The organism is Streptomyces abyssalis (genome assembly GCF_001751365.1).
Classification (GTDB): Bacteria; Actinomycetota; Actinomycetes; order Streptomycetales; family Streptomycetaceae; genus Streptomyces; species Streptomyces abyssalis.
In genome coordinates, this window is record NZ_LJGT01000036.1 from 202,998 (window position 1) to 228,718 (window position 25,721).

Genomic DNA, 25,721 nt, shown 5'->3' on the forward strand with positions numbered 1-25,721 from the left:
AAGTCTGGTCACATTCCTCGTCGCGGTGCGGCGCTCGTACCGCCGCCGCCCGGCCCGGCCGCCACCTGCCGCATGAAGGGGTTGGTGGCGCGCTCCTGGCCGATGGTCGTCTGGGGGCCGTGGCCCGAGAGCACCACGGTCTCGTCCTGGAGCGGCAGGCACACTCGTGCCAGCGACTGCAGGATCTCCTGGTGGTCGCCCCCGGGGAGGTCGGTGCGTCCGATGGAGCCGGCGAAGAGCAGGTCGCCCGAGAAGAACACCGGTGGCACATCTGCCTGTTCGGGCATCCGGAAGGTCACCGACCCCTTCGTATGGCCCGGCGCGTGTGTGACGGTCAGCTCCAGCCCGGCCAGCCGCAGCGTGGCGCCGTCGGTCAGCTCCTCGATGTCGTCCGGCTCCCCCACGGTCAGCTCGCCCATGAGGGGCTGGCCGATGCTGCGGCCCAGCGCCTTCTCCGGGTCGCTCATCATGTAGCGGTCCTCGGGGTGGATCCAGGCGGGCACGTCGTGCGCGCCGCACACCGGCACTACCGAGGCGACATGGTCGATGTGTCCGTGGGTCAGCACGACGGCGACCGGCTTCAGCCGGTGCTTGGCGACGGCCTCCTGGACGCCTTCGGTGGCCTGGTGGCCAGGGTCGATGATCACGCACTCCTCGCCGGCGGCGGGGGCGACCAGATAGCAGTTGGTCCCCCAGGCCCCGGCGGGGAACCCGGCAACGAGCACGATCGTCCTTCATTCGTCCGGAAATCGGGCACGGCGGCCGGGACGTACTGCCCGGGAACCGCCGGATGCCTGCGGCGATCCACGCAACCCGCCCCGCCGATCAGGCTGGTCACAGCCTACCGGCGGCGGGCCGGGCGCCGCGAACCCGTATACGGTACGGGCGGACTCTGGTACGCACGCACGCATCCCCACGCAGGCACGGCCCGAAGGAGAAGCCCCCGGTGGTCAGCAGCGAACAGCGCAGAAAGCAGCTCGCACGCGAGAAATACCAGAGACAGCAGGAGAGGCGCGCGGCACGGCGGCGCCGGGCACGCCTGCGGAACACCGCGATCGCCCTCGGCGCGGCGCTGGTGCTCGGGGCGGGCGCCGCCTACCTGTCGTTCGGCGGTTTCGGCGACGACGGGAAGAAGAAGGACTCCGCGAAGGGCTCCGCGACGAAGAAGCCCGGCGACCCCTGTGACAAGCCCGCGGGCGGCAAGCCGAACGGCAAGACGTGGAAGAAGGAGCCAGCACTCGACATCGACGAGTCCGCGGAGTACGCGATGACCCTGGAGACGACGTGCGGCGAGATCGGCGTCAGCATGGACGCGTCGAAGACGCCGCGCACGGTCAACTCCTTCCGGTTCCTCGCCGGTGAGAGCTTCTTCGATCACACCGAGTGCCACCGCCTGGTCGACGCGAGCATCCACGTCCTGCAGTGCGGCGACCCCCTGGCCACCGGAAAGGGCGGCCCCGGCTACACGCTTCCGGACGAGAACCTGAAGGACTCGCGGGTGCAGGACGGCACGTACCCGGCGGGCACGGTCGCGATGGCGAACAGGTACGACGCACGGAGCAAGGAGGGACGGGACACGGGAGGCAGCCAGTTCTTCCTCGTCTTCGAGGACAGCGAGCTCCCGCCCGACTTCACTCCGTTCGGAAAGATCACCAAGGGCATGGACGTGCTGAAGAAGATCGCCAAGGCCGGTTCCACGCCCGATCCGCAGACCCGGAACACCCCGCCGAATGCGACGGTGGTGATCGACAAGGCCACGGTTCGCAAGTCCTGACCCGGCGCGGGCGTATACGGGCAGTGCCCCTCGCGTGCACAATTTCGCTCCGTCCGCATGCGGACAGCGCGGGCGCCGTTCGCCTATGTTGGCAATGACGAGATGTGTGGACGATGCCGGGGGGCCCGCACCCAGCCTGGGCATCATGTGGAGGAGGCGCTGTGAGCAGCGACCCGTCGTGGGGCCGCGTCGATGAGGCGGGGACCGTTTACGTGCGTACAGCCGACGGCGAGAAGGTCGTCGGGTCGTGGCAGGCAGGCTCGCCGGAGGAAGCGCTCGCCTACTTCACGCGCAAGTACGAGGGCCTGGTCGTGGAGATCAGCCTTCTGGAGAAGCGCGTGAAGACCACCGATCTGTCCGCCAGGGACGCCGGCACCGCCATCGAGCACCTGCGGGAGCAGGTCGACGCGCATCACGCCGTCGGCGATCTCGACGCACTCGGCAAGCGGCTCGACGCCCTGACCCTCGCGGTGGAGAAGCGCCGCGAGGAGCGCAAGGCGGAGAAGGCACAGCAGAACGAGCGGGCACGCCAGTCCAAGGAGGAGCTGGTCGCAGAGGCCGAGGAGCTCGCGCAGAGCGAGCAGTGGCGGTCCGCCGGGGAGCGGCTGCGCACCCTGGTCGAGAGCTGGAAGCGCCTGCCGCGGCTGGACCGCAAGACGGACGACGAGCTGTGGCGCCGCTTCTCGCATGCGCGCTCCGCGTTCTCCAAGCGGCGCAAGGCACATTTCGCGCAGCTCGACGCGCAGCGTGAGGAGGCCCGTCAGCGCAAGGAGAAGCTGGTGGCCGAGGCCCAGGCTCTCTCCGACTCGCGCGAATGGGGCTCCACCGCCGCGAAGTACCGCGACCTGATGCAGGAGTGGAAAGCCGCGGGACGTGCCCAGCGGGAGCACGAGGAGGACCTGTGGCAGCGCTTCCGCGGGGCCCAGGACGTCTTCTTCCAGGCCCGCAGCGAGGTGTTCGCCGAGCGCGACGTCGAGCAGCGGGAGAACCTGGCCCGCAAGGAGGAGCTGGCCGAAGAGGCCGAGAAGCTGCTGCCGGTCAGCGACCTCAAGACGGCCCGTGGCGCCTTCCGTGCCATCAACGAGCGCTGGGACGCCGTGGGCCATGTGCCGCGTGACGCCCGGGCCAGGATCGAGGGCCGTATGCACGCGGTCGAGCGGGCGATCCAGGAGGCCGAGGAGTCCGAGTGGCGTCGTACGAACCCCGAAGCGCGGGCACGGGCGGCGGGGCTGACGGGCCAGCTGCAGGACGCCGTCGACAAGCTGCGTGGCCAGGCCGAGAAGGCCCGCGCGTCGGGGAACACGGCCAAGGCGGAGAAGCTGGAGAAGGAGCTGGCCGGCCGCCAGGAGCTGCTGGACCAGGCGATGAAGGGCCTGGAGGAGTTCGGCGGCTGAGCGGACCGGGGACCGCGGGCAGGGGGGCCGGGACAGGTTCCGCGACTCCGTTCGGCCGGCCGCCACGCCTGTTTCAGGACGGCACCCCAGGACGCCGGCCTCAGGCCGGCAGTCTCAGAACGGCGGCGGCTGGACCTTCTGCCTCAGGTCGGTCTGCCTCAGGACGGCCTGCGTGCCGAGGTCACCCGGTAGACGTCGTACACGCCCTCCACGCCGCGCACCGCCTTCAGTACGTGCCCCAGGTGCTTGGGGTCCCCCATCTCGAAGGTGAAACGTGAGGTCGCGACACGGTCCCGCGAGGTCTGCACGGCTGCCGAGAGGATGTTGACGTGCTGGTCCGAGAGGATGCGCGTGACGTCCGAGAGCAGCCGGGAGCGGTCCAGCGCCTCGACCTGGATGGCGACGAGGAAGACGGAGGACTGGCTGGGCGCCCACTCCACGTCGATGATCCGCTCGGGCTCCTTGGTCAGGGAGTCGACGTTGACGCAGTCGGTGCGGTGGACCGAGACGCCGTTGCCGCGGGTGACGAAGCCGATGACGGGGTCGCCGGGTACGGGCGTACAGCACCGGGCGAGCTTGACCCAGACGTCGTCCACGCCCTTGACGACCACTCCGGGGTCGGAGTTCGCCCTCCGCTTGGCGCGGCGCGTGGCCGCCGGCATGGGCGGTGCCGTCTCGGCAAGGTCCTCGTTCGCGGCGTCCTCACCGCCGAGGGACTGCACGAGCTTCTGCACGACGCTCTGCGCCGAGACATGGCCCTCGCCGATGGCGGCGTAGAGGGCGGAGATGTCCGCGTAGCGCATCTCGTGGGCCAGGGTGACGAGGGAGTCGCCGGTGAGGATGCGCTGGATCGGCAGGTTCTGCTTTCGCATCGCGCGGACGATGGCGTCCTTGCCCTGCTCGATGGCCTCGTCACGGCGTTCCTTGGTGAACCAGGCGCGGATCTTGTTACGGGCCCGGGGTGACTTCACAAAGCCCAGCCAGTCGCGGGAGGGCCCCGCGCCGGCGGACTTGGAGGTGAAGACTTCGACGGTGTCGCCGTTGTCCAGAGTGGACTCCAGCGGCACCAGGCGGCCGTTGACGCGGGCGCCGATGGTGCGGTGCCCGACCTCGGTGTGTACGGCGTAGGCGAAGTCGACGGGGGTGGCCTCCGCGGGCAGCGCGATGACGTCGCCCTTCGGTGTGAAGACGAAGACCTCGTTGCGGGAGAGGTCGAAGCGCAGCGACTCCAGGAACTCGCCCGGGTCCTCCGTCTCCTTCTGCCAGTCGAGCAGCTGCCGCAGCCACGACATGTCGTTGACGTGCTCGTCGCCCTTTCCCGTGCCCTTCGGGATGTCCGTACGCACCTTGGAGGCGCCCGCGACGGCCTGCTGCTTGTACTTCCAGTGGGCGGCGATGCCGTACTCGGCGCGGCGGTGCATGTCGAAGGTGCGGATCTGCAGTTCGACGGGCTTGCCGCCCGGCCCGATGACCGTCGTGTGCAGCGACTGGTACATGTTGAACTTCGGCATCGCGATGTAGTCCTTGAACCGGCCGGGGACCGGATTCCACCGGGCGTGCACGGTGCCCAGAGCGGCGTAGCAGTCGCGGACGGTGTCCACCAGGACGCGGATGCCGACCAGATCGTAGATCTCCGCGAAGTCCCGGCCGCGGACGATCATCTTCTGGTAGACGCTGTAGTAGTGCTTGGGGCGGCCGGTGACGGTGGCCTTGATGCGGGCGGCCCGCAGGTCGGCCTGTACCTCGTCGGTGACGACGGCCAGATACTCGTCCCGCTTCGGTGCCCGCTCGGCCACCAGCCGCACGATCTCGTCGTACATCTTGGGGTAGAGGATCGCGAAGGCGAGGTCCTCCAGCTCCCACTTGATGGTGTTCATGCCCAGCCGGTGCGCGAGCGGGGCGAAGATCTCCAGGGTCTCCCGGGCCTTCTGCTCCTGCTTCGCCCGCTTCAGATAGCGCATGGTGCGCATGTTGTGCAGCCGGTCGGCGAGCTTGATGACCAGCACCCGGGGGTCCTTGGCCATGGCGACGACCATCTTGCGTACGGTCTCGGCCTGCGCGGCCTCGCCGAACTTGACCTTGTCCAGCTTGGTGACGCCGTCGACGAGGAGGGCGACCTGCTCGCCGAAGTCACGGCGGAGGGTGTCCAGGCCGTACTCGGTGTCCTCGACGGTGTCGTGCAGCAGCCCCGCCATCAGCGTCGCCGGGTCCATGCCCAGCTCCGCGAGGATGGTGGTGACCGCGAGCGGGTGCGTGATGTACGGGTCGCCGCTCTTGCGCTTCTGGCCCCGGTGCCAGCGCTCGGCGACCTGGTAGGCGTGCTCGATCTGGCGGAGGGTCGCGGACTCGATCTTCGGGTCGTTGCCGCGCACTATCCGCAGCAGAGGCTCCAGGACGGGATTGAAGGGGCTGGAGCGCTGCACGCCGAGGCGGGCCAGACGTGCCCGTACACGGTTGGACGAACCGGAGCGGCCCGAGACGCCTGAGACGGCTCGGGCCGGGGCCACTCGTTCGCTGTGTTCCTGTCCGTCGGCGGCCTCCGCCGCCGCGGCGGAGTAGGCGCGGTCGTCGACGGCTGTCCCTCCGGTGCCGGACGGGCCCCCGGCCTTGTCCGACCTGCCCGCTCCGGCGGGGTCGCCGCTTCTGCTGCGGTCGCCGCGCTGTGAGGATGCGGTCGAACCGGATCCGGGGTGCTCACGGGGCGCCGTGCCCTCGGCACTCTCCCGAGGGGGCCTGTCCGCGGCCGCGGCGAGAGCGCCGGGCCCGCCGGGCTCGGCGTCGTGACGCTGTGCTGCGGTGTGCGGCTGGGCCTCGTCTGGCAAGAGCACTCCTCGTTGGACCCCAGGTCGGACTGCCATGGTATCGACCCCGGCGGTACCCCTGCCGCGCAGCCGGTGGTGCGGCCACAGCGAAGGCGGTCACCCGTGTCTCGTGGGGAGAACGTACCGGGTGACCGCCTTGTGGCGTCCGCTCGTGGTCAGACCGTGACCAATGCGTCCAAGGGGGCGTCGCGCAGCGCGGGCTTGAGCCGGTCGCGGCCGCCCAGGAAGGCGAGCTCCATCAGGACCGCTATACCCGCGACGTGTGCCCCCGCCCGCCGCACCAGCTGAAGCGCCGCGTCGGCGGTGCCGCCGGTGGCCAGCACGTCGTCGATGATCATCACTCTGTCCTCGGGGGCGAGGTCCTCGGCGTGGACCTCCATCTCGGCGGTGCCGTACTCCAGCTCGTACGACTGCGCCAGGGTCGCTCCGGGGAGCTTGCCCGCCTTCCGTACGGGGATGAAGCCCAGACCTGCCCGCACGGCCACCGGTGCCGCGAGGATGAAGCCACGCGCTTCCAGGCCGACGACCTTGGTGGCGCCGCGCTGGGCGCAGACACCGGCGAGGGTGTCCGTGAGCACCGCGAACGCCTCCGGGTCGGCCAGCAGCGGCGTGATGTCCTTGAACATCACGCCCGGCACCGGGTAGTCCGCCACGTCCCGGATACGGCCGAGGAGCATCTCCCGCACGGCACCGGGGACAGCCGGCTCGGGCTCGCTCATGATGCCTGTCACCTCGTTCACCTGCGCTTTCCGGACGGACGGTTGCGGTTGCGGTTACGCGAGGGCGGCTGACGCCGCTGGGCGGGCGAACCGGGGGCTTCGTTCCGGCCGCGCGGTCCGACGACTCCGGCGCCGGCGGGCGCGGTGCCGTCGTCCGGTGCCTGCACACTGCCGTGGCCCGGGCCGGGGAAGCCGTCCTGCGGGCCCGGCCCGTCGCCCGGACCGTCCTCGCCGTGCTCCCCCCGGGCCTCGCGGTCCTCGTTCTTGAGGCGCTTGGCCTTGACGCGCTTGGCCAGCGCCTTGATCTGCGGCTCGCGCTCCTTGAAGTCGGCCACCAGCGGCGTGGCGATGAAGATCGAGGAGTACGCACCGGCTGCGAGGCCGACGAAGAGGGAGAGGGCGATGTCGTTGAGCATGCCGCCGCCGAGCAGGCCGCCGCCGATGAAGAGCAGTCCCGCCACGGGGAGCAGCGCGACGACCGTGGTGTTGATGGACCGCACCAGGGTGGAGTTGATGCTGCGGTTGGCGATCTCGCTGTAGGTGTACTTCGTCTGCTTGGTGACGTTCCGGCTGCTCTCTCTCAGGCTGTCGAACACGACGACGGTGTCGTAGAGCGAATAACCCAGAATCGTCAGCAGACCGATGACGGTGCCCGGCGTGACTTCGAAGCCGACGAGCGAATAGACGCCGACGGTGATCGTGATGTCGTGGATCAGCGCGATGAGCGCAGCGAGCGCCATTCTCCACTCGAAGGCGATGGCGAGATAGATCACCACGAGGATCATGAAGATCCCCAGCCCCAGCCATGCCTTGTTGGCGATCTGCTCACCCCAGCTGGGACCGACGAGCTGAGTGTCGATCTTGTTGGGGTCGACCTTGAGATTCTGCGACAGGGACTCCTTGACCTCCGTCGACTTGGCGGTGTCCAGACCCGCGATCTGGATGCGCATGCCGCCGTTGCCCAGCTGCTGGACGATCGCCGGGTGGCCGGACTCCTCCTCCACCGTCTCCTTCGTCTGCTGGACGGAGGCGGTGGTCTTGGGCGTGGTGAGCACCGCGCCGCCCTCGAACTCGATGCCCATGTTGAGTCCGCGCACCGCGAGGCCCACGATCGCCGTGATCGTGATCAGGATGGAGACGCCGTACCAGAGCTTGCGCTTGCCGATGAAGTCGTAGCCGACGTCACCGCGGTAGAGCCGGGCACCGATGTTGCCGAGTCGCGACATCTCATGCCTCCTTCGGGTCGGTGCTGACGGCGGACGTGCGTCGGCCGCGGCGCAGTGGCGGTTTGGCTCCGAGCCTTGTCGGGTCGAGACCGGACCAGGAGTGCCCGCTGGAGAAGAACCTGGTGCGGGCCAGCACCGTCATCAGCGGCTTGGTGAAGAAGAAGACGACGACGACGTCCAGCAGCGTGGTCAGCCCGAGCGTGAACGCGAAGCCCTGCACCTTGCCGACGGTGACGATGAACAGCACGGCGGCGGCGAGGAACGACACGAAGTCGGACACGAGGATCGTGCGCCGGGCACGTGGCCAGCCCCGTTCGACGGCGGGCCGCAGTGTGCGTCCCTCGCGGATCTCGTCGCGGATGCGTTCGAAGTAGACGATGAACGAGTCCGCGGTGATACCGATCGCGACGATCGCACCGCACACGGCCGGGAGGTTCAGCGCGAAACCGATCGCCGGGCCGAGCAGCGACATGATCGTGTACGTGAGCGCCGCCGAGACGAGGAGGCTGAGGATCGCGATCAGGGACAGCCCTCGGTAGTACGCGATCAGATACACCACCACGAGGCCGAGCCCGATGGCGCCGGCGATGAGCCCGGCCGCGAGCTGGTCGCTGCCGAGCGCGGGCGTCACCGTCGTGACGTCCGACTCCTCGAAGGTGAGGGGCAGGGCGCCGTAGGAGAGGATGTTGCCCAGCTCCTCGGCGGACTGCTGGTTGAAGCTGCCGGAGATCTCGGCGTTGGACGAGAGCCGCTGGCTCACGGAGGGGGCGGAGACGACCTCGCCGTCCAGGGCGATCGCGAACTGGTTCTGCGGCTGCTGCTTCTTGGAGAGCTTCCCGGTGGTGTCGCCGAAGTCCTTGGAGCCCTTGCCGTCGAAGGACATCGTGACGATCCACTGGCCGCGCTGCTGGTCGAACTGGGCCTTGGCATCTGTGACGTTCTTGCCCTCGACCCCGACCGGCCCCAGGACGTATTTGATCTTCTCCTTGGCGTCGCAGGCGAGGACCGGATCGCCCGACTTGGCAGCGGAGGCCTGCTCACTCACCTTGGCCCTGTCCTGCTTGCCGGTGCAGTCCAGCTTCTGGAACTTCTTCGCCAGCTCCGGCGGGACGCCCGGCGGCTGCTGTTGCTGCGGCGGCGCGGTGGGCGGTGCCGTCGGTTTGGGGCTGGGCTTGTCGTCCGCGGGCGCGGCCTTCGCCTTGAGCCCGTCGGTCACCGCGCGGCCCTGATCCCCGCCGTTTCCGCTGCTCTGCTCTCCCTGACCGTCCTGGCCGCCCTGCCCGTTCTGCTGCTCGCCCGACGGGGGCTTGGACGGGGACTGCGAAGGCGGCTGCTGAGGCTGCTGGGTCGACGGCCCGTATGTCAGCACCGGGCGGAAGGCCAGCTTCGCGGTCGTACCGACCTGCTCACGGGCCTGCTTCTCGTTCGTGCCGCGGGGGATGTTGGCGATGATGTGCCTGTCGCCCTGGGTCTGGACCTCGGCCTCCTGCACGCCCAGACCGTTGACCCGCCGCTCGATGATGCCCACGGCGGTGTTCATGTTGGTCTGGTTGATCGCGTTCGGCTTCCCCGGCTGGTTCTTCGCCTCAAGGGTGATGCTCGTGCCGCCGGCGAGATCGATGCCGAGCCGGGGGGTGTCATGGCCGGAGAAGAACATCCCCCCGGTCATGCCCACCAGGGCCAGCAGGATCAGCGTCAGCGAGCGCCATGGTTTCGCGTGTGCGCCCTGGCTCCTGCGGCCTTTCTTCGGTGCTGCCACCTTCTCGTGTCTCCTGTCCCAGCAGCCGGTGCCGGCCCAGGAGTTGAGTGGGGCCGCCACGCGGCGCACAAATGGTCTGCGGACGTGCTCCGCCGCCGGGCCCGGTCAGTGGCCCGGCGGCGCCGACCTTACTCGGAGTCGGTGCCCTTCCGCTTGGCGTCCTCGGGCTTGTCGTCACCCTTGGCCTGCTCGTCCTTGGCATCGGACGCCGCGCGCCGCGCGTCGCCGTCGGCTCCGGTGTCGTCGCCGTCCTCGTCGCCGGACTTGGCGAAGTCGACCTTGGAGCCCTCGGCGCGCTCGTCGTCCGAGGTGAGGGAGGAGGCGTCGTCCGGGACGACGGTCTTGCCGATCTCGAGGTCGCTGGGCGTGGCGTTCACGATCCGCTCGTACTCCTCCTGCTCGAGCACGGCGCCGACGGCGTTCTTGGCGTAGAGAGCGTGCGTGCCGGGAGCAACCTCAAGGAGGACCGTGTCGTCGCGGATCTCCTTGACTGTGGCGTACATGCCCCCGATCGTCCGGACACCGGTGCCCGGCGTCATGGAGTCACGCATCTTGGCGGCCTGACGCTGCTTGTTCTTGGCGGACCGGGTCATGAGGAACATGGCCCCGATGAGCACGATGAAGGGGAGGAGAGTAACGATATTCACGGCGGGAGAGAGTCCTTCGCACGACCGCGTCTCAGCGGCCTGGATTTCGGGGTGGGCGTGCCGCCTGTAAGGGACGGCGCTGGCGGAGTCTAAGCGAGCCCTCGCCAATGGAACAACGTCAAGCGTGGCACAGGGGTTCCTGGCCCGTCTCCCCCGCGCACGTCACTCTCCGAACAAGCCTTGCTGCCGGGTGCCCGCGGGGGAACCCGGAGACTGCGGCGGCCGGGCCAGCCCCAGGTGGTCCCAGGCCGCCGGGGTGGCGATCCTGCCGCGCGGCGTCCGGGCCAGCAGCCCCTCGCGTACGAGGAAGGGCTCGGCCACCTCCTCCACGGTCTCCCGCTCCTCCCCCACCGCGACGGAGAGCGTGGAGAGACCGACGGGGCCGCCGCCGAAGAGCTTCAGCAGCGCGCCGAGGACCGCGCGGTCCAGCCTGTCCAGGCCGCGTTCGTCCACTTCGTAGACCGCCAGGGCGCGGGATGCGATGTCGCGGTCGATCATGCCGTCGGCCTTGACCTGGGCGTAGTCGCGCACGCGGCGCAGCAGGCGGTTGGCGATGCGGGGTGTGCCCCGGGACCGGCCGGCGATCTCGGTTGCGCCCTCCGCGTCCGTACGCACATCCAGCAGGCGCGCTGAGCGGTGGACGACCTGCTCCAGCTCGCCTGGCTCGTAGAACTCCATGTGGGCGGTGAATCCGAACCTGTCGCGCAGCGGGGGCGGCAGCAGCCCGGCGCGGGTGGTGGCGCCGACCAGGGTGAAGGGCGGCAGCTCCAGCGGGATGGCCGTGGCACCGGGGCCCTTTCCGACGATCACGTCGACGCGGTAGTCCTCCATCGCCATGTAGAGCATCTCCTCGGCGGGCCGCGACATGCGGTGGATCTCGTCGAGGAAGAGAATCTCGCCCTCCTGGAGCGAGGAGAGGATCGCGGCGAGATCGCCGGCGTGCTGGATGGCGGGGCCCGAGGTGATGCGGATCGGGGCGCTCATCTCAGCGGCGATGATCATGGAGAGGGTGGTCTTGCCCAGACCGGGGGCGCCCGAGAGCAGGACGTGGTCGGCCGTGCCGCCGCGCCTGCGCGCGGCCTTCAGCACGAGATCGAGCTGCTCGCGCACCTTCGACTGGCCGATGAACTCGCTCAGTTCCCTGGGGCGCAGCGCCGCCTCCACGGCGCTCTCGTCGCTCTCCGCCTCGGCCCCGACGAGACGGTCGGTGCCGTCGGCCGCCGTGTCCGCGTGGCCGTAGTCGTCGCCGTTCATGGCGTCTGCCTCCGCCTGTGGTGGTGCACGGGGCCGTGCGCGGCCCGCGTGCCGCGGTGCGTCCGGTGCGTGCCGCCGTGCCTGCGGTGCGTACCGCTCTTCCAGTGGTGCGTGCCGCTCCGCCTCGGGTGCGTGCCGCCGCCGGTGTTCCGCGCCGTGCCGCGCAGTGCCGCCCGCATGTCACCGCGCCCGGTTCAGCGTCTGCAGTGCCGCGCGCAGCAACTGCGGTACGGGCGGCTCCACGCCCGAGGCCGCCGCTTCCTCGGCCTGCGGGGCGACCGCCGCCACGGCTTCGTCCGCCTCGCGTGTCGCGTACCCCAACCCGACGAGGGCTGAGTGGAGTTGGCCGCGCCAGCCGCCGCCCTGTGCGCCTGCCGACTGCCCGGGCAGCTGTGCCGCCGCCCCGGAGACGGGCGCGCCGAGGCGGTCCTTCAGCTCCAGCAGCAGCTTCTGAGCGCCCTTCTTCCCGATGCCGGGCACGGCCGTCAGCGCCTTCTCGTCGCCCCCGGAGACGGCCGCCCGCAGCGCGTCCGGCGAGTGCACGGCGAGCATGGACTGGGCGAGGCGCGGGCCTACGCCGCTCGCCGTCTGCAGCAACTCGAAGGTCTGACGGGCGTCTTCGTCCTCGAAGCCGTAGAGCGTCAGCGAGTCCTCCCGTACGACGAGGGAGGTGGCGAGCTTGGCGTGCCTGCCGACGCGCAGCTGTGCGAGCGTGCCCGGCGTGCACTGCACGGCCATGCCCACGCCGCCGACTTCGACGACTGCCGTGTCGGGCGCGAGCGAGGCGACGGTGCCGGAGACGAAGGCGATCATCGGGCGGTGCCTTTCGGGGCTTCGGGCGCTCTCCGGGGCCCGGAGGCATCGGGAGTTCTGCGCGCTTTCGCGGCGCCCGGCTCTCCGGCAGGCCGGCCGGGCCCGGGGGGATCCGCCGCTGGAACGGGGGCACTTGGCGGCGCCGCGTGACCCGCCGCGTGCCTGGCGTGCGCCTGCTGGAGGCGGTTGAGGCGCTGCTGGACGGGGGCGCGCCAGATGTGGCAGATCGCGAGCGCGAGGGCGTCGGCGGCGTCGGCCGGGCGCGGCGGGGCACCGAGCCGGAGCAGCCGCATGACCATGGTGCCCACCTGCGCCTTCTCCGCCCGGCCGGTGCCGGTGACCGCGGCCTTGACCTCGCTGGGCGTGTGCAGCTCGACGGGCAGGCCACGGCGGGCGGCGCACAGCATCGCCACGGCACCGGCCTGGGCCGTGCCCATGACCGTACGGACGTTGTGCTGGCTGAACACCCGCTCCACCGCGACGGCTTCCGGGCTGTGCCGGTCGAGCCATTCCTCGACGCCCTGCTCGATCAGCAGAAGGCGCTCGGCGACGGACACGTCCGCCGGTGTGCGCACGACGCCGGCCGCCTTCATCGTCAGCGGCCGGCCGGCGACTCCCTCGACGACCCCGAGGCCGCAGCGGGTCAGCCCCGGATCGACACCGAGCACACGCACGCCCGTCCTCCTCGCTCACGCCTGCGGCTCCGACTGTGTTCCCGCAGGTTATCGGCAGGGACCGACAATCCCGTCGCGACGTACCGGCGCGGGGTGCCCGAACGGCCCGGACAGCGACGGCAGTTGCCGGCCGCGGCAGCGCCGGACATGGCCGCCCGACCGGACGCCGCCCCTGCTGCGGGCATGGTCGCCGGACCCCGGGAAGGGCGGAGGGGTCAGGCGTCGACCTTCGCCATGATGTCGTCGTCGACGTCGAAGTTGGCGAAGACGTTCTGCACGTCGTCACTGTCCTCGAGGGCGTCGATCAGCTTGAAGATCTTGCGGGCGCCTTCCTCCTCCAACGGCACCTGCACGCTGGGCAGGAAGCTGTTGTCGGCCGACTCGTAGTCGATGCCGGCGTCCACGAGCGCCGTGCGCACCTCGACCAGGTCGGTGGCCTCGCTGATGACCTCGAAGTTCTCACCGAGGTCGTTGACTTCCTCCGCCCCGGCTTCCAGGACGGCGGCGAGCACGTCGTCCTCGGAGAGGCCGTCGTCGCCCTTGGGGACGATCACGACGCCCTTGCGGTTGAAGAGGTAGGAGACGGAGCCCGGGTCGGCCATGGAGCCGCCGTTGCGGGTCATCGCGACGCGTACGTCGGAGGCCGCGCGGTTGCGGTTGTCGGTGAGGCACTCGATGAGGACCGCGACACCGTTGGGCCCGTAACCCTCATACATGATCGTCTCGTAGTCGGCGCCGCCCGCCTCGAGACCGGCGCCGCGCTTGACGGCGCTGTCGATGTTCTTGTTGGGGACGGAGGACTTCTTCGCCTTCTGGATGGCGTCGAAGAGAGTCGGATTCCCCTCCGGGTCGGCGCCGCCCGTACGGGCCGCGACCTCGATGTTCTTGATCAGCTTGGCGAAGAGTTTGCCGCGCTTGGCATCGATCACGGCCTTCTTGTGCTTGGTGGTTGCCCACTTAGAGTGGCCGGACACAGCCTTGCTCCTTCGACGTCACCGACATGAACAGACGCGGAGATCCTACCGTCAGCGCCCCCGCGCGCTGACCGCCCTGCTCCCTCACGGGGAAGACGGCCCGTGGGCGTGGCCTCCTGTCAGCAGCCGGGCATCACACGGAGCGGCCGGGCGGACGCGCGCGGTGGTCACGCGGCGGCGGCGCGCACCATCTCGACGAACATCGCGTGCACGCGGTGGTCGCCCGTGAGTTCGGGGTGGAAGGACGTCGCCAGCAGGGCGTCCTGGCGTACGGCGACGGTGTGACCGTCGTGCACGGCCAGGGTCTCGGCACGCTCTCCCGTCGACTCCACCCACGGTGCCCTGATGAAGACCCCTTCGACGGGGCCACCCTCGACGCCCTTCACGTCGAGGGGGGCCTCGAAGGACTCGTTCTGCCTGCCGAAGGCGTTGCGGCGGACGATCATGTCGATGCCGCCGACGGTCTCCTGCTCCTGTCCCCCGGCGCTGACGGGAGAAGCGTCCAGGATCTTGTCCGCCAGCAGGATCATTCCCGCGCAGGAGCCGTACGCCGGCATTCCCGCACGTACGCGCTCGCGCAGCGGCTCCATCAGGCCGAAGGCGACGGCCAGTTTGGAGATCGTCGTCGACTCGCCGCCGGGGACGACCAGTCCGTCGACCGCGGCGAGCTCCTCCGGCCGCCGCACGGCACAGGTGTGCGCGCCCGCCGCCGCCAGGGCGGCGAAGTGCTCGCGCACGTCGCCCTGCAGGGCGAGTACGCCGACGGTGGGAGTGCTCACGGACAAGGGCCTTTCATACGGTCATGCGGATGTCGTGTTTCTGCGGACGTTCACCGGGGAGCGCTGCCGGTGAAGCGGCCGGTCACCAGCCCCGGGAGGCGTACCGCTCGCCCTCGGGCAGCGTGTCGCAGTTGATGCCGACCATGGCCTCGCCGAGACCCCGCGAGGCATCGGCGATGATCTTCGGGTCGTCGTAGAAGGTCGTCGCCTTCACGATGGACGCGGCGCGCTTGGCCGGGTCACCGGACTTGAAGATGCCGGAGCCCACGAAGACGCCCTCGGCTCCGAGTTGGCGCATCAGCGCGGCGTCCGCCGGGGTGGCGACACCGCCCGCGGAGAAGAGCACGACGGGCAGCTTGCCCAGCTCGGCGACCTCCCTGACCAGCTCGTACGGTGCGCGCAGCTCCTTGGCGGCGCCGTACAGCTCGTGGCTGTCCAGCGACTTGAGCCGGCCGATGTCGCCGTTGATCTGACGCATGTGACGCACGGCCTCGACCACGTTGCCGGTGCCCGCCTCGCCCTTGGAGCGGATCATGGCCGCGCCTTCGGAGATGCGCCGCAGGGCCTCGCCGAGGTTGGTGGCACCGCACACGAACGGGGTGGTGAAGGCGAACTTGTCGCTGTGGTTGACCTCGTCGGCCGGCGTGAGGACCTCGGACTCGTCGATGTAGTCCACGCCGAGGGCCTGCAGGAGCTGTGCCTCGACGAAGTGGCCGATGCGGGACTTGGCCATCACCGGGATGGTGACCGCCTCGATGATCCCCTCGATCATGTCCGGGTCGGACATCCGCGCGACGCCGCCGTCCTTGCGGATGTCGGCGGGGACCCGCTCGAGTGCCATGACCGCGACGGCACCGGCGTCCTCGGCGATCTTCGCCTGCTCGGGTGTGACGACGTCCATGATCACGCCACCCTTGAGCTGCTCGGCCATGCCGCGCTTGACACGGGCTGTGCCTGTCGCGGGGGCCTGGGCGGCGGACGTGGCAGAGGGCACGGAAGACGGGCTGGACACGTATGACCTCACTCGACGGTAAAAGTACGACAGGACCATGGTAGGTCCGTTGCATACACCGTCCGGGAGAGGGGTGGCCTTGGAAAAGGGCCAATCCGGCTGTGGTGGACTGCCCGCCGGCCTCCTCGCAGGCAGCGCACCGATCTCGCGCCCGCTGCCTACTGCGGCGCTCCGTTGCCCCGGTCCGCGAGGGCGGGCGGCGGCTCGTCGTCCATCTCGAAGGCGAGCGGAAAGGGCGCGTAGCCGGCAAGCCGCAGCCAGCGCACGGTCCGGTGGCGCCGCAGCGCCCGCGCCGCGCGTACGGCGTCGTTGTGGAAGCGCCGCGCCATCGGCACCCGGCGTACGGCCGCGGCGAGTTCGGCCGCCGTGTCCTCGCCGCCCGGCGCGGCACGTACGGCCTCGACCTGTGCGCTCTCGTCGAAGACGGCGCGCAGGGCCTGGCTCAGCTCGCTCTCGGCGACCTCACGCTGCTCCTCCGCCGCCTGCCGGGCGTCGTGCGCGGCCTGGTAGAGGACCATCGACGCGGCGGGGTCGAGGACGCCGGCGGTGGCCAACTCCTGTGCGATGGACGCCCGTCGGAGCAGTTGCGCGTCGAGCGCGGCCCGCGCGGCGTCGATGCGGGCGTGCAGCCGGTCGAGACGTCCGGCCGTCCAGCTGAGATAGACGCCGATGAGGAGCACCGCTACGGCGGGCAGGATCACGGTCGTCATGGTGGGCATCGCTACCGCGCTCTCCCTCGTTCTTCACCTGTCACCTGTGATCGGCCGCCGGCCGCCGGCCCACAGCCGCCCGCTCGTACGTACGGACGCTCTCGGTCCCTCAGTCACGGGCCAGCCCGAGACGGGCGCGCAGTCCGATGCGTTCGTCGGGCGAGACGGCGGCGGCGCCGTCGGCGACCGTCTCGTACACGGCCAGGATGTCGGCCCCGACGGTGGACCAGTCGAAGCGGCGCACGTGGCGGCTGCCGTACGCGCGCAGGCGCTCCCGCCGCTCCGGGTCGGCGAGCAGCCGCACGGCGGCCTCCGCGAGGGCGCCGGCGTCCTCGTTGGGGAAGAGCTCGCCGGCCTCTCCCCCGTCGAGCACCTGCGCGAAGGCGTCCAGGTCGCTCGCGAGCACGGGAGCGCCGGAGGACATCGCCTCGACGAGGATGATCCCGAAGGACTCACCGCCGGTGTTGGGTGCGACGTACAGGTCGACGCTGCGCAGCAGCCGCGCCTTGTCCTCGTCGCTGACCATGCCGAGGAACTCCACCCGGTCCCGCATCCCGGCCGGCAGGTCCTCGACGGCCTCCTCCTCGTCGCCGCGCCCGGCCACGAGCAGACGCGTCTCCGGCCGCGATTCGAGGATCCGCGGAAGGGCCCTCATCAGGACGGGAAGTCCCTTGCGGGGCTCGTCGATCCGTCCGATGAAGCCGATGGTGCCGCCCTGCCACTCGGCCTTGGGCTCCGCGCGCGCGAAGAAGTCGACGTCGACGCCGTTGGGAATGACCACGGCGTCGCCGCCGAGGTGTTCGACGAACGTGCGCCGTGCGTACTCGCTCACCGCGATCCGCGCGCTGATCTTCTCCAGTGCGGGCTGCAGGATCGGGTACGCCGCGATCATCGCCCGCGAGCGGGGGTTGGAGGTGTGGAAGGTCGCGACGATGGGGCCCTGGGCCGCCCAGCAGGTGAGCAGGGCGAGGGAGGGCGTGGCCGGCTCGTGGATGTGCAGCACGTCGAAGCGGCCCTCGTGCACCCAGCGCCGTACCCGGGCCGCGGAGAGGAAGCCGAAGTTGAGCCGCGCGACCGACCCGTTGTACGGCACGGGGACGGCGCGGCCCGCCGAGACCACGTACGGCGGCAGCGGCGTCTCGTCGTCGGACGGCGCCAGCACGGACACCTCGTGCCCCAGGCGGTCGAGGTGCTCCGCCAGGTCGCGGACGTGGAACTGGACGCCGCCCGGCACGTCCCAGGAGTAGGGGCAGACGATCCCGATCCTCATGCCTCCCGCTCCTCCCCGGACCCCGTGCGGTGCCCGCTCAGGTCCTTCCCCGCGGACTCCGCGTCATCCGCGGGCGGGAAGTCCGAGAGCCACAGCCGCTGCAGCATGTGCCAGTCCTCGGGGTGCTCCGCGATGCCCTCGGCGAAGGCGTCCGCCATCGTCTGCGTCATCACGGCGGTCCTCTCCTGCCGTGTGCCCTCCGCGGGAACCGGGACCGGCGGATACACACGGCCCTCCATGCGCGGCGCGTCCCCGTACCAGAGCGTCACCGGCAGCAGCATGGCTCCGGTCTGCTGGGCGAGGAGGGCGGGCCCGGCCGGCATCCTCGTACGTTCGCCGAAGAAGGTCACCTCGACCCCGGAGGCCGACAGGTCGCGGTCGGCGACGAGACACACGAGGCCGCCGTCACGCAGCCGGCGTGCGAGCGTGCCGAAGGCGCTGCCGCCGGAGTGGGGCAGCACCTCCATCCCGAGGCCTTCGCGGTAGGCCACGAACCGGTCGAAGAGGGACTCGGGCTTGAGACGTTCGACGACCGTGCTGAAGGGCGTCTTCAGACCGGTCGTGACGTACGCGCCCGCCAGGTCCCAGTTCGCCAGGTGCGGCAGGGCGAGGATCACGCCCCGGTCGGAGGCGATGCCGTCGGTCAGCCGGTGCAGATCGTGGATGTGGACGTTGTCCCGTATGTGCCGCTCACGCCAGGCGGGCAGCCGGAACGACTCCATCCAGTACCGCAGATAAGAACGCATGCCGGCGTGCGAGAGCTGCCTGAGCCGCTCCGGCGAGGCCCCGGGCACGACACGGGCGAGGTTCGCCTCCAGCTGCCGCACGCCCCTGCCTCGCCGCTTCCAGACGGAGTCCGCGATGCGCCGGCCCAGAGCGGCGGCGGCCGGTGCGGGAAGCCTGCGTACGCCGGCCCAGCCCAGGCCGTACAGCGAGTCGGTCAGCCGTTCACGGAGGGTGGTGCTCACGCCGTGCCCGTCCCTTCCGCATCCGCCGCCCCGTCCGCCTCGGCGGCCTCACGCCGCACGGTCACGACCCGCTGCCCGAGCGTGACGATGCTGCCGAGAGCAACGACCCACAGGGCGACGGGAAGCAGGACGCCGATGTACGGGACTCCGAAGACCGTGAAGCCCGACAACCCGGCGAGTACGAGTGTGATCACGAGCCGCTCGGCGCGCTCCACAAGGCCGTTGACGTTCACGGGCAGACCGATGCTCTCCCCGCGTGCCTTGGTGTAGGAGACGACCTGGCCGCTGGCGAGGCAGAAGATCGTCACGCCGCACATCAGGACGCTGTCACCGCCGCCCGCGTACCACAGCGCGATGCCGCCGAAGACGGCCGCGTCCGCGACACGGTCGAGCGTGGAGTCGAGAAAGGCGCCCCACCGGCTGGAGCGCCCCAACTGCCGTGCCATGTTGCCGTCGACGAGATCGGAGAAGACGAAGAGCGTGATGACGACCGTGCCCCAGAAGAAGTGGCCGAGCGGGTAGAAGACCAGCGCTCCCGCGACCACTCCCGCGGTGCCGATCAGGGTGACCGTATCGGGGCTCACTCCCAGCCGCAGCAGCAGCGTCGCGAAGGGGGTGAGGACACGCGTGAAGAACGCACGCGCGTACTTGTTCAGCATGGTCGTCCCGTTGATCGATGGCGGGCCGGCAGCGGGTGCGGCCACCGGTCGGCCCATGTTAGCCAGGCGCGCAGGCCACCGCGTCCACGGTCCGCGGCAGCTCCGTGCGCTACGTATGGACGCGTGCCGGGAGCGGTGGAAAGCTCGAAGTACCGCGTTTTTCGCGACGAAGCCAGACGGACCCAGCAGGTGTCGACCGGAAGGCGGGACACATGGGCGACAAGGCGAGCACACACCCCGGAGCCGCCGGCAGGGCAGCGGCGGCCGACCACCCCTCGAAACTGCGGAACGTGGTGCTGGTCGGCCACAGCGGATCGGGAAAGACCACCCTCGTGGAAGCACTCGCACTGGCCTCCGGGGCGGTGACGAGAGCCGGCAGGGTGGAGGACGGCGGATCCCTCTCCGACTACGACGAGATCGAGCACCGGCAGCACCGGTCGGTGCAGCTCTCCCTGGTGCCGGTCGAGTGGGAAGGCATCCGGATCAACGTACTGGACACTCCCGGATATGCGGATTTCGTCGGGGAGTTGAGGGCCGGTCTGCGGGCAGCGGACGCGGCCCTTTTCGTCGTCTCGGCCGCAGACGGCGTCGACGGCGCGACCCGGCTCGTGTGGGACGAGTGCGCGGCGGTCGGCATGCCGCGGGCGATCGTGGTGACTCATCTCGACGCCGCACGCGCCGACTTCGAGGAAATGGTCTCGGTCTGCCAGCGTGTCTTCGGCGGCGACGACCCCGACGCCGTCATCCCGCTCTACCTGCCGCTCCGCGGCGAGCAGGGCGCCGACGGGCACGCTCCCGTCGAGGGCTTGATCGGTCTGCTCTCCCAGCGCGTGTACGACTACTCCTCGGGGACGCGCGCCGAACGCGACCCCGACCCCGGGGCGCTGCCGCAGATCGAGGAGTCCAGGAACCGCCTCATCGAGGGGATCATCTCCGAGAGCGAGGACGAGACCCTCATGGAGCGCTACCTCGGCGGCGAGGAGTGCGAGATCCCGACCCTCATCCAGGACCTCGAGAAGGCCGTCGCACGGGGCGTCTTCCACCCTGTGCTGGCGGCGGCGCCCGCGGCCGAGGGCGCACAGCACGGCCTGGGCACCCTGGAACTCCTGGAGCTGATCACGGGCGGCTTCCCCTCACCCCTCGAACACGAGATCCCCGAGGTCACCACGCCCGAGGGCAAGCCACGCCCCGCTCTGACCTGCGATCCGGACGGTCCGCTCGTGGCCGAGGTGGTCAAGACCTCCTCCGACCCGTACGTGGGCCGCATCTCCCTCGTCCGTGTCTTCTCCGGCACTCTCCGTCCCGACGAGACGGTGCACGTCTCGGGGCACGGCCTGGAGGACCGCGGCCACGAGGACCACGACGTGGACGAGCGGATCGGCGCGCTCTCCGCGCCCTTCGGCAAGCAGCAGCGCCCGCTGTCCAAGGCCGTGGCCGGCGACCTGGCGTGCGTGGCGAAGCTGAGCCGGGCGGAGACGGGCGACACCCTGTCCGCCAAGGACGATCCGCTGCTGATGCAGCCGTGGGTCATGCCGGACCCGCTGCTGCCGGTCGCCATCGAGGCGCACACCAAGGCGGACGAGGACAAGCTCTCGCACGGGCTGTCCCGGCTCGTCGCCGAGGACCCGACGATGCGCCTGGAGCAGAACCCGGACACCCATCAGCTCGTCCTGTGGTGCCTGGGCGAGGCGCACATGGGCGTCGCCCTGGAGCGCCTGCGCAGCCGCTACGGCGTCAACGTCGACTCCGTGCCGCACAAGGTGTCGCTGCGGGAGACCTTCGCCGAGGAGGCGGCCGGGCGCGGACGGCACGTCAAACAGTCGGGCGGGCACGGGCAGTTCGCGATATGCGAGATCACCGTGGAGCCGCTGCCCGGCGGCAGCGGCATCGAGTTCGTCGACAAGGTCGTCGGCGGTGCCGTGCCCCGGCAGTTCATCCCGTCGGTGGAGAAGGGCGTACGGGCGCAGGCCGCCAAGGGCGTCGCCGCCGGCTATCCGCTGGTGGACTTCCGGGTGACCCTGCACGACGGCAAGGCCCACTCGGTGGACTCCTCGGACGCCGCCTTCCAGACAGCCGGGGCGCTCGCGCTGCGCGAGTGCGCCTCCAAGGCGCGCATCCATCTCCTGGAGCCCGTCGCGGAGTTGCAGGTGGACGTGGAGGACGAGTACGTCGGCTCGGTGATGAGCGACCTGTCGGGACGGCGCGGGAAGGTCTCCGGCACCGAGCAGGGAGCCGACGGGCACACGCTCGTACGGGCGCAGATCCCGGAGATCGAGATCAGCCGGTACACGGTGGAACTGCGCTCCCTCTCCCACGGGACCGGTCGCTTCGCCCGCTCGTACGCCTGCCACGAACCGATGCCCCAGCAGCTGGCCGGCAAGATCCTGGAAGCCGCCCAGAACGGCGGCTGACTGCGGCTACGCTGGACAAAGGCACGTGAAAAGGTGTGCCGGCCACGGCAGTTGGGAATATGCCGTGGTCGGCACCCGCGCGTGGGCGGGCGTCGCCGGAGTTTGACGAAGTGGGGGCTCAGTGGCCGGGTTCGAGGATTTCGAGGGCATCGAGGCCGCGTCCGACTTCAGTCCGGGCGCGCAGGTGCCGCTCTCCGGCTCCGGCGGTCAGACGGCGGCCACTCAGGCCCTGGCGTCCGCCGCGTACCGGGACGGCCCCGTCACCGACCTCGTCGCCGCGAACGACGTGGCGACGGTGAAGCCCCCGCGGCTGTCGCTCTTCGAGCCGAACCTCGGCGAGGCGTTCTCACGCGCGGTGCAGGTGCGGCTGCTGGGCGGGGCGCGCAAGGCGCTCATCCAGTCCTTCGGCATCGAGCCGCAGACGGTCGTCGAGCACTGCCTCGCGGCCACCCGTATCCGCAAGGACCGCGACACCCGGCTGACCGTGATCATGGTCATCTTCGGGGTGCTGTTCCTGCCGGGGACGCTGCTGTGGCTGCTGGGCTTCCAGCTGCGCCGGGCGATAGCGGGCGCTCAGGACAAACGCATGGGCGCCTTCGGCATGGCCGCCATGGTCGCGCTGGGCGGCCTCGCCGTCCTGTTCATGCTCAAGCTCCCCTTCGACGGGCTGCTCGCCCTCTATCTGCGCGGCATGCTCATCGTGCCCATCGTCGGCTGGCTGTGGGCGAAGCAGGTCTGCGAGCGCTCCGCGAAGCTGCTGCGCGGCCAGTGGGAGCAGCTGCTGGGCGGCAGCGGCGTCGGCGCGAAGATCCCCGAGGCGGTTCCGCAGGACCCGGGTGACAAAGGTGCCGAGCGCATCCGGCTGGGCCTCGCCAAGCTCAGCGCGGAGCAGGCCAGCAACCTCGTCTACTACGCGGGCCCCAAGGGGATACTCGGCATGGGCACGCGCTGGGGCAGCTGGCAGCTCGCCGAGGAACTGGTGGCCAAGGACCCCGAGGCCGACATCAACCCCTTCCGCAGCTGGGACGTCGTGCGTTCCATCCACGACCAGCTCCGCAGGCTGGAACGCGGCCCGCTGCACACCGGCGGCTTCCCCACACCGTCCATACGGCACTGGGTCGTCTCCCCCATCGGCGAGGGCGCCAAGGAGGTCACCCGCCCCGAGGGCCAGGAGGTCGAGGGGTACCGCATCAAGGACTTCGAAATACAGCGCATCTGCAACGAGCAGCAGTTCGGCAGCGGCAACAGGCACTACCTCGGCGTCCAGTTCGTGCTCTGGGACGGCCAGTTGGTGATCACGCTGCTGATCACGGTGACGGTGCTGCACCACACCCTTCGCATCGAGGTCACGGGTCACGCGCTGGGCCCGGTGCATCCGCTGTTCACCACGAAGCCCAAGGCCAAGACCAAGGAGGTCTCCAAGAGCGTCAAGTTCTGGGAGACCAAGGAGGTCACCCTGCCGCTGGTGCACGCCCGCGAGGTGGTGCGGCTCTCCGCGCGGGCGCCCTTCACCTGGTTCCCTCCGGTACTGGACTTCCTCGGCGGCAAGCTGAATCTTCCGGAGCCCTTCGGGCTGCGTCACGCGTGGGCGGACAAGCCGTGGCGGCACCGCTTCATGGCCGACGACGCGCTGCGGGCGGCCACTCCCGTGCTGCGGGTGGTGCATTCGGCCGCGATGCGCGTGCTGGAGGAGAACGGCTGCGACACCGAGCAGTTCGGCAACCGTTCGCTCGTTCTCAGCGGTCTCGTGCAGGGAGCCGAACCCAGGAAGGCCGACGCGTACGACGCGTGAGACCGGCGGCAGCCGGTCACCGGCGCCTTCGGGCAGCACGGCATCGCGGACGGTGCGTTCCTCCGGTTCACCTGGCGGCCGGCTGCGGCTCCTTCTCGAGGGCGGCCGCACGCTGAGCCGGCCCCCAGGTCTCTCGCGTCGCGAGCACCCCGGCCAGGCCCACGGCCGCGACGCCGACATAGAGCCCGGCGGGGCCCCACCAGCCGAAGGAGTCGGCCAGCAGCACGGCGACGAACGGGGCGAAGCCCGCCACCGACGCGGCGGTCTGGTAGCCCAGCGACGCGCCGGAGGTCCGCGTGCCGGTCCTGAACAACTCGGCGAACCAGGCTGCCTGAGTGCCCGTCAGCGCCGCGTGGATGACACCGATGGCGATCAGGAAGACCAGCACGATGAACACGGCGCCGCCGGTGTTGGCCATCACGTACATGGGCAGCCCGAAGCCCACGGCCAGGAAGCAGCCGACCAGGTAGACGGGGCGGCGCCCGACCCGGTCCGTCAGGGCGCCCGAGAGGACCGTGGTGACCACGGCGAACAGACTTGCGATGACGACTCCGGCGAGAGCGACGCCCCGGTCGTCCGGGTCGCGGTCGGTGATGTACGACAGGAGATACGTCGCCGTCAGGTAGTAGGCGCAGGACTCGACGACCCGCAGGGCGATGATGCGCAGGATGTTCCGCCAGTCGTCACGGACGACGGTCAGCAGCGGATTGCGGACGGTGGCGCCCTTGGCCTTGGCGTCCTCGAACTCCGGCGATTCGCTGAGCTTCATCCGCACGATCAGGCCGACGACGATCAGCGCGGCGCTGGCCAGGAACGGCAGCCGCCAGGCCCAGTCGCCGTCCAGGGAGGCGGAGAGCAGGAAGGCGATGTTGGCGAGCGCGATGCCGAGGGGGTTTCCTGCCTGCGGTATCGCCGCGTACAGGCCGCGACGCCTTCGGGGTGCGTGCTCGTACGTCATCATCACCGCGCCGCCCCACTCGGCGCCGAATGCCAGCCCCTGGATGCTGCGGATGATCACCAGCAGGACGGGGGCGAGCAGGCCGGCCTGCTGGTAGGTGGGCAGCAGGCCGATGAGGACGGTGGCTATGCCCATCGTGAGCAGGGCGCCGACGAGGACGGGCTTCCGGCCGTGCCGGTCGCCGAGGTATCCGCCGAGGGCGCCGCCGATGGGCCGCATGAGGAAGCCGACGCCGAGGGTGACGAAGGCGAGGAGCGTGCCGACCACCGGGTCGGACTCGGGGAAGAAGGCGTCTCCGAAGTAGAGGGCGGCCGCGGTGCCGTAGGCCACGAAGTCGTAGTTCTCCACGCAGGTTCCCGCCGCGGAGGCGAGAGCGGTCTTCACACGTCCTCGTGGGGCGTCGGATGTGGGAGTGGGTGGTGAGCTGGGTGCGGTCATGCCGGATCTCCTTCGGTGGCGGGCGCGCGGGGATGAACGGCCCTGCGGTGCGGCGGGGACGGGGGGATCTGCAGCGAGGAGGGAGTTGCGGGAGAAGGGGATTGCGGGTGGGGGACGGGAGTCGGGGGCAGAGGACCGTGGAGGCCCGTGCGGACGGCACGGGCAGCGGTCAGGGCAGGTCAGGTCTGTCGGCGAGTCAGGTCTGGTCGGCGAGTTCCCGTGCCGACCGGAGTTCCAGTTCACGGAGCTTGGCGACGCGGCGCACGGTGTCGTCGTCCTCGTCGAACGTCGCGGCGAGGAACGCTTCGAGCACCTCGGTCGCGACAGCGGGACCCACCAGCCAGGCACCGATGGCGATCGCGTTGGCGTCGTCGTGCTCGACGGCCTGATGGGCGGAGTACACGTCATGTCCGAGGCCGCACCGGATGCCTGCGATCTTGTTGGCGGCCATGAGTGCGCCCGCGCCGGTGCCGCACACGAGCACGGCCCGCTCGGCCTCGCCTCTGCGCACCGCGTCGCAGGTGGCGTGCGTGATGTCGGGGAAGTCGACGGGGGTGTCGGTGTCGGGCCCCCGGTCCAGCACCTCGTGTCCGAGGCGCAGCAGGACCTGGCGCACATGCTCCTTGAGCCCGAGCCCCGCGTGGTCGTTGCCGAGTGCGACGCGCATT

At 70.5% G+C, this 25,721-nt stretch carries 22 protein-coding genes; 4 read left to right on the forward strand and 18 right to left on the reverse strand.

What is annotated here, in order from left to right; all coding sequences use genetic code 11:
* Positions 1-8: 8 nt before the first annotated feature.
* Complete coding sequence (locus AN215_RS01650; RefSeq protein WP_070012618.1) at positions 9-725, reverse strand: MBL fold metallo-hydrolase; 717 nt, start codon at positions 723-725, stop codon at positions 9-11.
* Positions 726-946: 221 nt separating this feature from the next.
* On the opposite strand from AN215_RS01650, the gene AN215_RS01655 reads away from it, so the two are divergent.
* On the forward strand, positions 947-1,774 hold the full coding sequence (locus AN215_RS01655) for a peptidylprolyl isomerase (protein ID WP_070012617.1): 828 nt from the start codon (positions 947-949) through the stop codon (positions 1,772-1,774).
* A gap of 161 nt (positions 1,775-1,935) precedes the next feature.
* Entirely contained in the window at positions 1,936-3,168 is a 1,233-nt protein-coding gene (locus tag AN215_RS01660) for a DUF349 domain-containing protein (protein WP_070012616.1), read from the forward strand.
* A gap of 158 nt (positions 3,169-3,326) precedes the next feature.
* Here the strand turns inward: AN215_RS01660 and AN215_RS01665 are convergent, their stop codons facing one another.
* From AN215_RS01665 to pgsA, 15 genes are all read right to left on the reverse strand, one after another.
* Positions 3,327-5,990, reverse strand: coding sequence for a RelA/SpoT family protein (locus tag AN215_RS01665; protein ID WP_107374252.1), 2,664 nt, complete (start codon positions 5,988-5,990; stop codon positions 3,327-3,329).
* A gap of 155 nt (positions 5,991-6,145) precedes the next feature.
* Complete coding sequence (locus AN215_RS01670) at positions 6,146-6,709, reverse strand: adenine phosphoribosyltransferase (protein ID WP_070012758.1); 564 nt, start codon at positions 6,707-6,709, stop codon at positions 6,146-6,148.
* 17 nt (positions 6,710-6,726) lie between these two features.
* Positions 6,727-7,935 (reverse strand): protein translocase subunit SecF, encoded by a 1,209-nt coding sequence (gene secF / locus AN215_RS01675; RefSeq protein WP_070012615.1) that lies wholly within the window; start codon positions 7,933-7,935, stop codon positions 6,727-6,729.
* A gap of 1 nt (position 7,936) precedes the next feature.
* On the reverse strand, positions 7,937-9,694 hold the full coding sequence (gene secD / locus AN215_RS01680) for a protein translocase subunit SecD (RefSeq protein ID WP_070012757.1): 1,758 nt from the start codon (positions 9,692-9,694) through the stop codon (positions 7,937-7,939).
* A gap of 128 nt (positions 9,695-9,822) precedes the next feature.
* Complete coding sequence (yajC, locus tag AN215_RS01685) at positions 9,823-10,341, reverse strand: preprotein translocase subunit YajC (RefSeq protein ID WP_070012614.1); 519 nt, start codon at positions 10,339-10,341, stop codon at positions 9,823-9,825.
* 162 nt (positions 10,342-10,503) lie between these two features.
* Entirely contained in the window at positions 10,504-11,595 is a 1,092-nt protein-coding gene (gene ruvB, locus AN215_RS01690) for a Holliday junction branch migration DNA helicase RuvB (protein ID WP_070012613.1), read from the reverse strand.
* Positions 11,596-11,775: 180 nt separating this feature from the next.
* A complete protein-coding gene (gene ruvA, locus AN215_RS01700; RefSeq protein WP_070012611.1) occupies positions 11,776-12,408 on the reverse strand; it encodes a Holliday junction branch migration protein RuvA in 633 nt (210 codons plus the stop codon).
* Positions 12,405-13,082, reverse strand: a complete 678-nt coding sequence (ruvC, locus tag AN215_RS01705) for a crossover junction endodeoxyribonuclease RuvC (protein WP_070012610.1) — start codon at positions 13,080-13,082, stop codon at positions 12,405-12,407. The genes ruvA and ruvC overlap by 4 nt, the downstream gene beginning before the upstream one ends.
* Before the next feature lie 215 nt (positions 13,083-13,297).
* Positions 13,298-14,056: a YebC/PmpR family DNA-binding transcriptional regulator gene (locus AN215_RS01710; protein WP_070012609.1), complete on the reverse strand. Its 759-nt coding sequence runs from the start codon at positions 14,054-14,056 to the stop codon at positions 13,298-13,300.
* 167 nt (positions 14,057-14,223) lie between these two features.
* Complete coding sequence (pdxT, locus tag AN215_RS01715) at positions 14,224-14,835, reverse strand: pyridoxal 5'-phosphate synthase glutaminase subunit PdxT (protein ID WP_070012756.1); 612 nt, start codon at positions 14,833-14,835, stop codon at positions 14,224-14,226.
* An 82-nt stretch (positions 14,836-14,917) separates the two neighbouring features.
* Positions 14,918-15,886, reverse strand: coding sequence for a pyridoxal 5'-phosphate synthase lyase subunit PdxS (gene pdxS / locus AN215_RS01720; RefSeq protein ID WP_079122597.1), 969 nt, complete (start codon positions 15,884-15,886; stop codon positions 14,918-14,920).
* Between the two features lie 119 nt (positions 15,887-16,005).
* Positions 16,006-16,566, reverse strand: a complete 561-nt coding sequence (locus AN215_RS01725) for a LemA family protein (RefSeq protein ID WP_070012607.1) — start codon at positions 16,564-16,566, stop codon at positions 16,006-16,008.
* A gap of 100 nt (positions 16,567-16,666) precedes the next feature.
* Positions 16,667-17,827, reverse strand: a complete 1,161-nt coding sequence (locus AN215_RS01730) for a glycosyltransferase family 4 protein (protein WP_070012606.1) — start codon at positions 17,825-17,827, stop codon at positions 16,667-16,669.
* On the reverse strand, positions 17,824-18,795 hold the full coding sequence (locus AN215_RS01735) for a phosphatidylinositol mannoside acyltransferase (protein WP_070012605.1): 972 nt from the start codon (positions 18,793-18,795) through the stop codon (positions 17,824-17,826). Before AN215_RS01735 ends, AN215_RS01730 begins: the two co-directional genes overlap by 4 nt.
* Positions 18,792-19,454, reverse strand: a complete 663-nt coding sequence (gene pgsA / locus AN215_RS01740; RefSeq protein ID WP_070012604.1) for a phosphatidylinositol phosphate synthase — start codon at positions 19,452-19,454, stop codon at positions 18,792-18,794. The genes AN215_RS01735 and pgsA overlap by 4 nt, the downstream gene beginning before the upstream one ends.
* A 212-nt stretch (positions 19,455-19,666) precedes the next feature.
* Between pgsA and AN215_RS01745 the strand changes: the two genes are divergently transcribed.
* Together AN215_RS01745 and AN215_RS01750 are read left to right on the forward strand one after the other, a co-directional pair.
* A complete protein-coding gene (locus AN215_RS01745) occupies positions 19,667-21,865 on the forward strand; it encodes an elongation factor G-like protein EF-G2 (protein WP_070012603.1) in 2,199 nt (732 codons plus the stop codon).
* Between the two features lie 121 nt (positions 21,866-21,986).
* Complete coding sequence (locus AN215_RS01750; RefSeq protein ID WP_070012602.1) at positions 21,987-23,657, forward strand: hypothetical protein; 1,671 nt, start codon at positions 21,987-21,989, stop codon at positions 23,655-23,657.
* Positions 23,658-23,724: 67 nt separating this feature from the next.
* On the opposite strand, the gene AN215_RS01755 is transcribed toward AN215_RS01750, so the two are convergent.
* On the reverse strand, positions 23,725-25,053 hold the full coding sequence (locus tag AN215_RS01755; protein WP_070012601.1) for an MFS transporter: 1,329 nt from the start codon (positions 25,051-25,053) through the stop codon (positions 23,725-23,727).
* 196 nt (positions 25,054-25,249) lie between these two features.
* Positions 25,250-25,720, reverse strand: a complete 471-nt coding sequence (locus AN215_RS01760) for an RpiB/LacA/LacB family sugar-phosphate isomerase (RefSeq protein WP_070012600.1) — start codon at positions 25,718-25,720, stop codon at positions 25,250-25,252.
* Position 25,721: the final 1 nt, after the last annotated feature.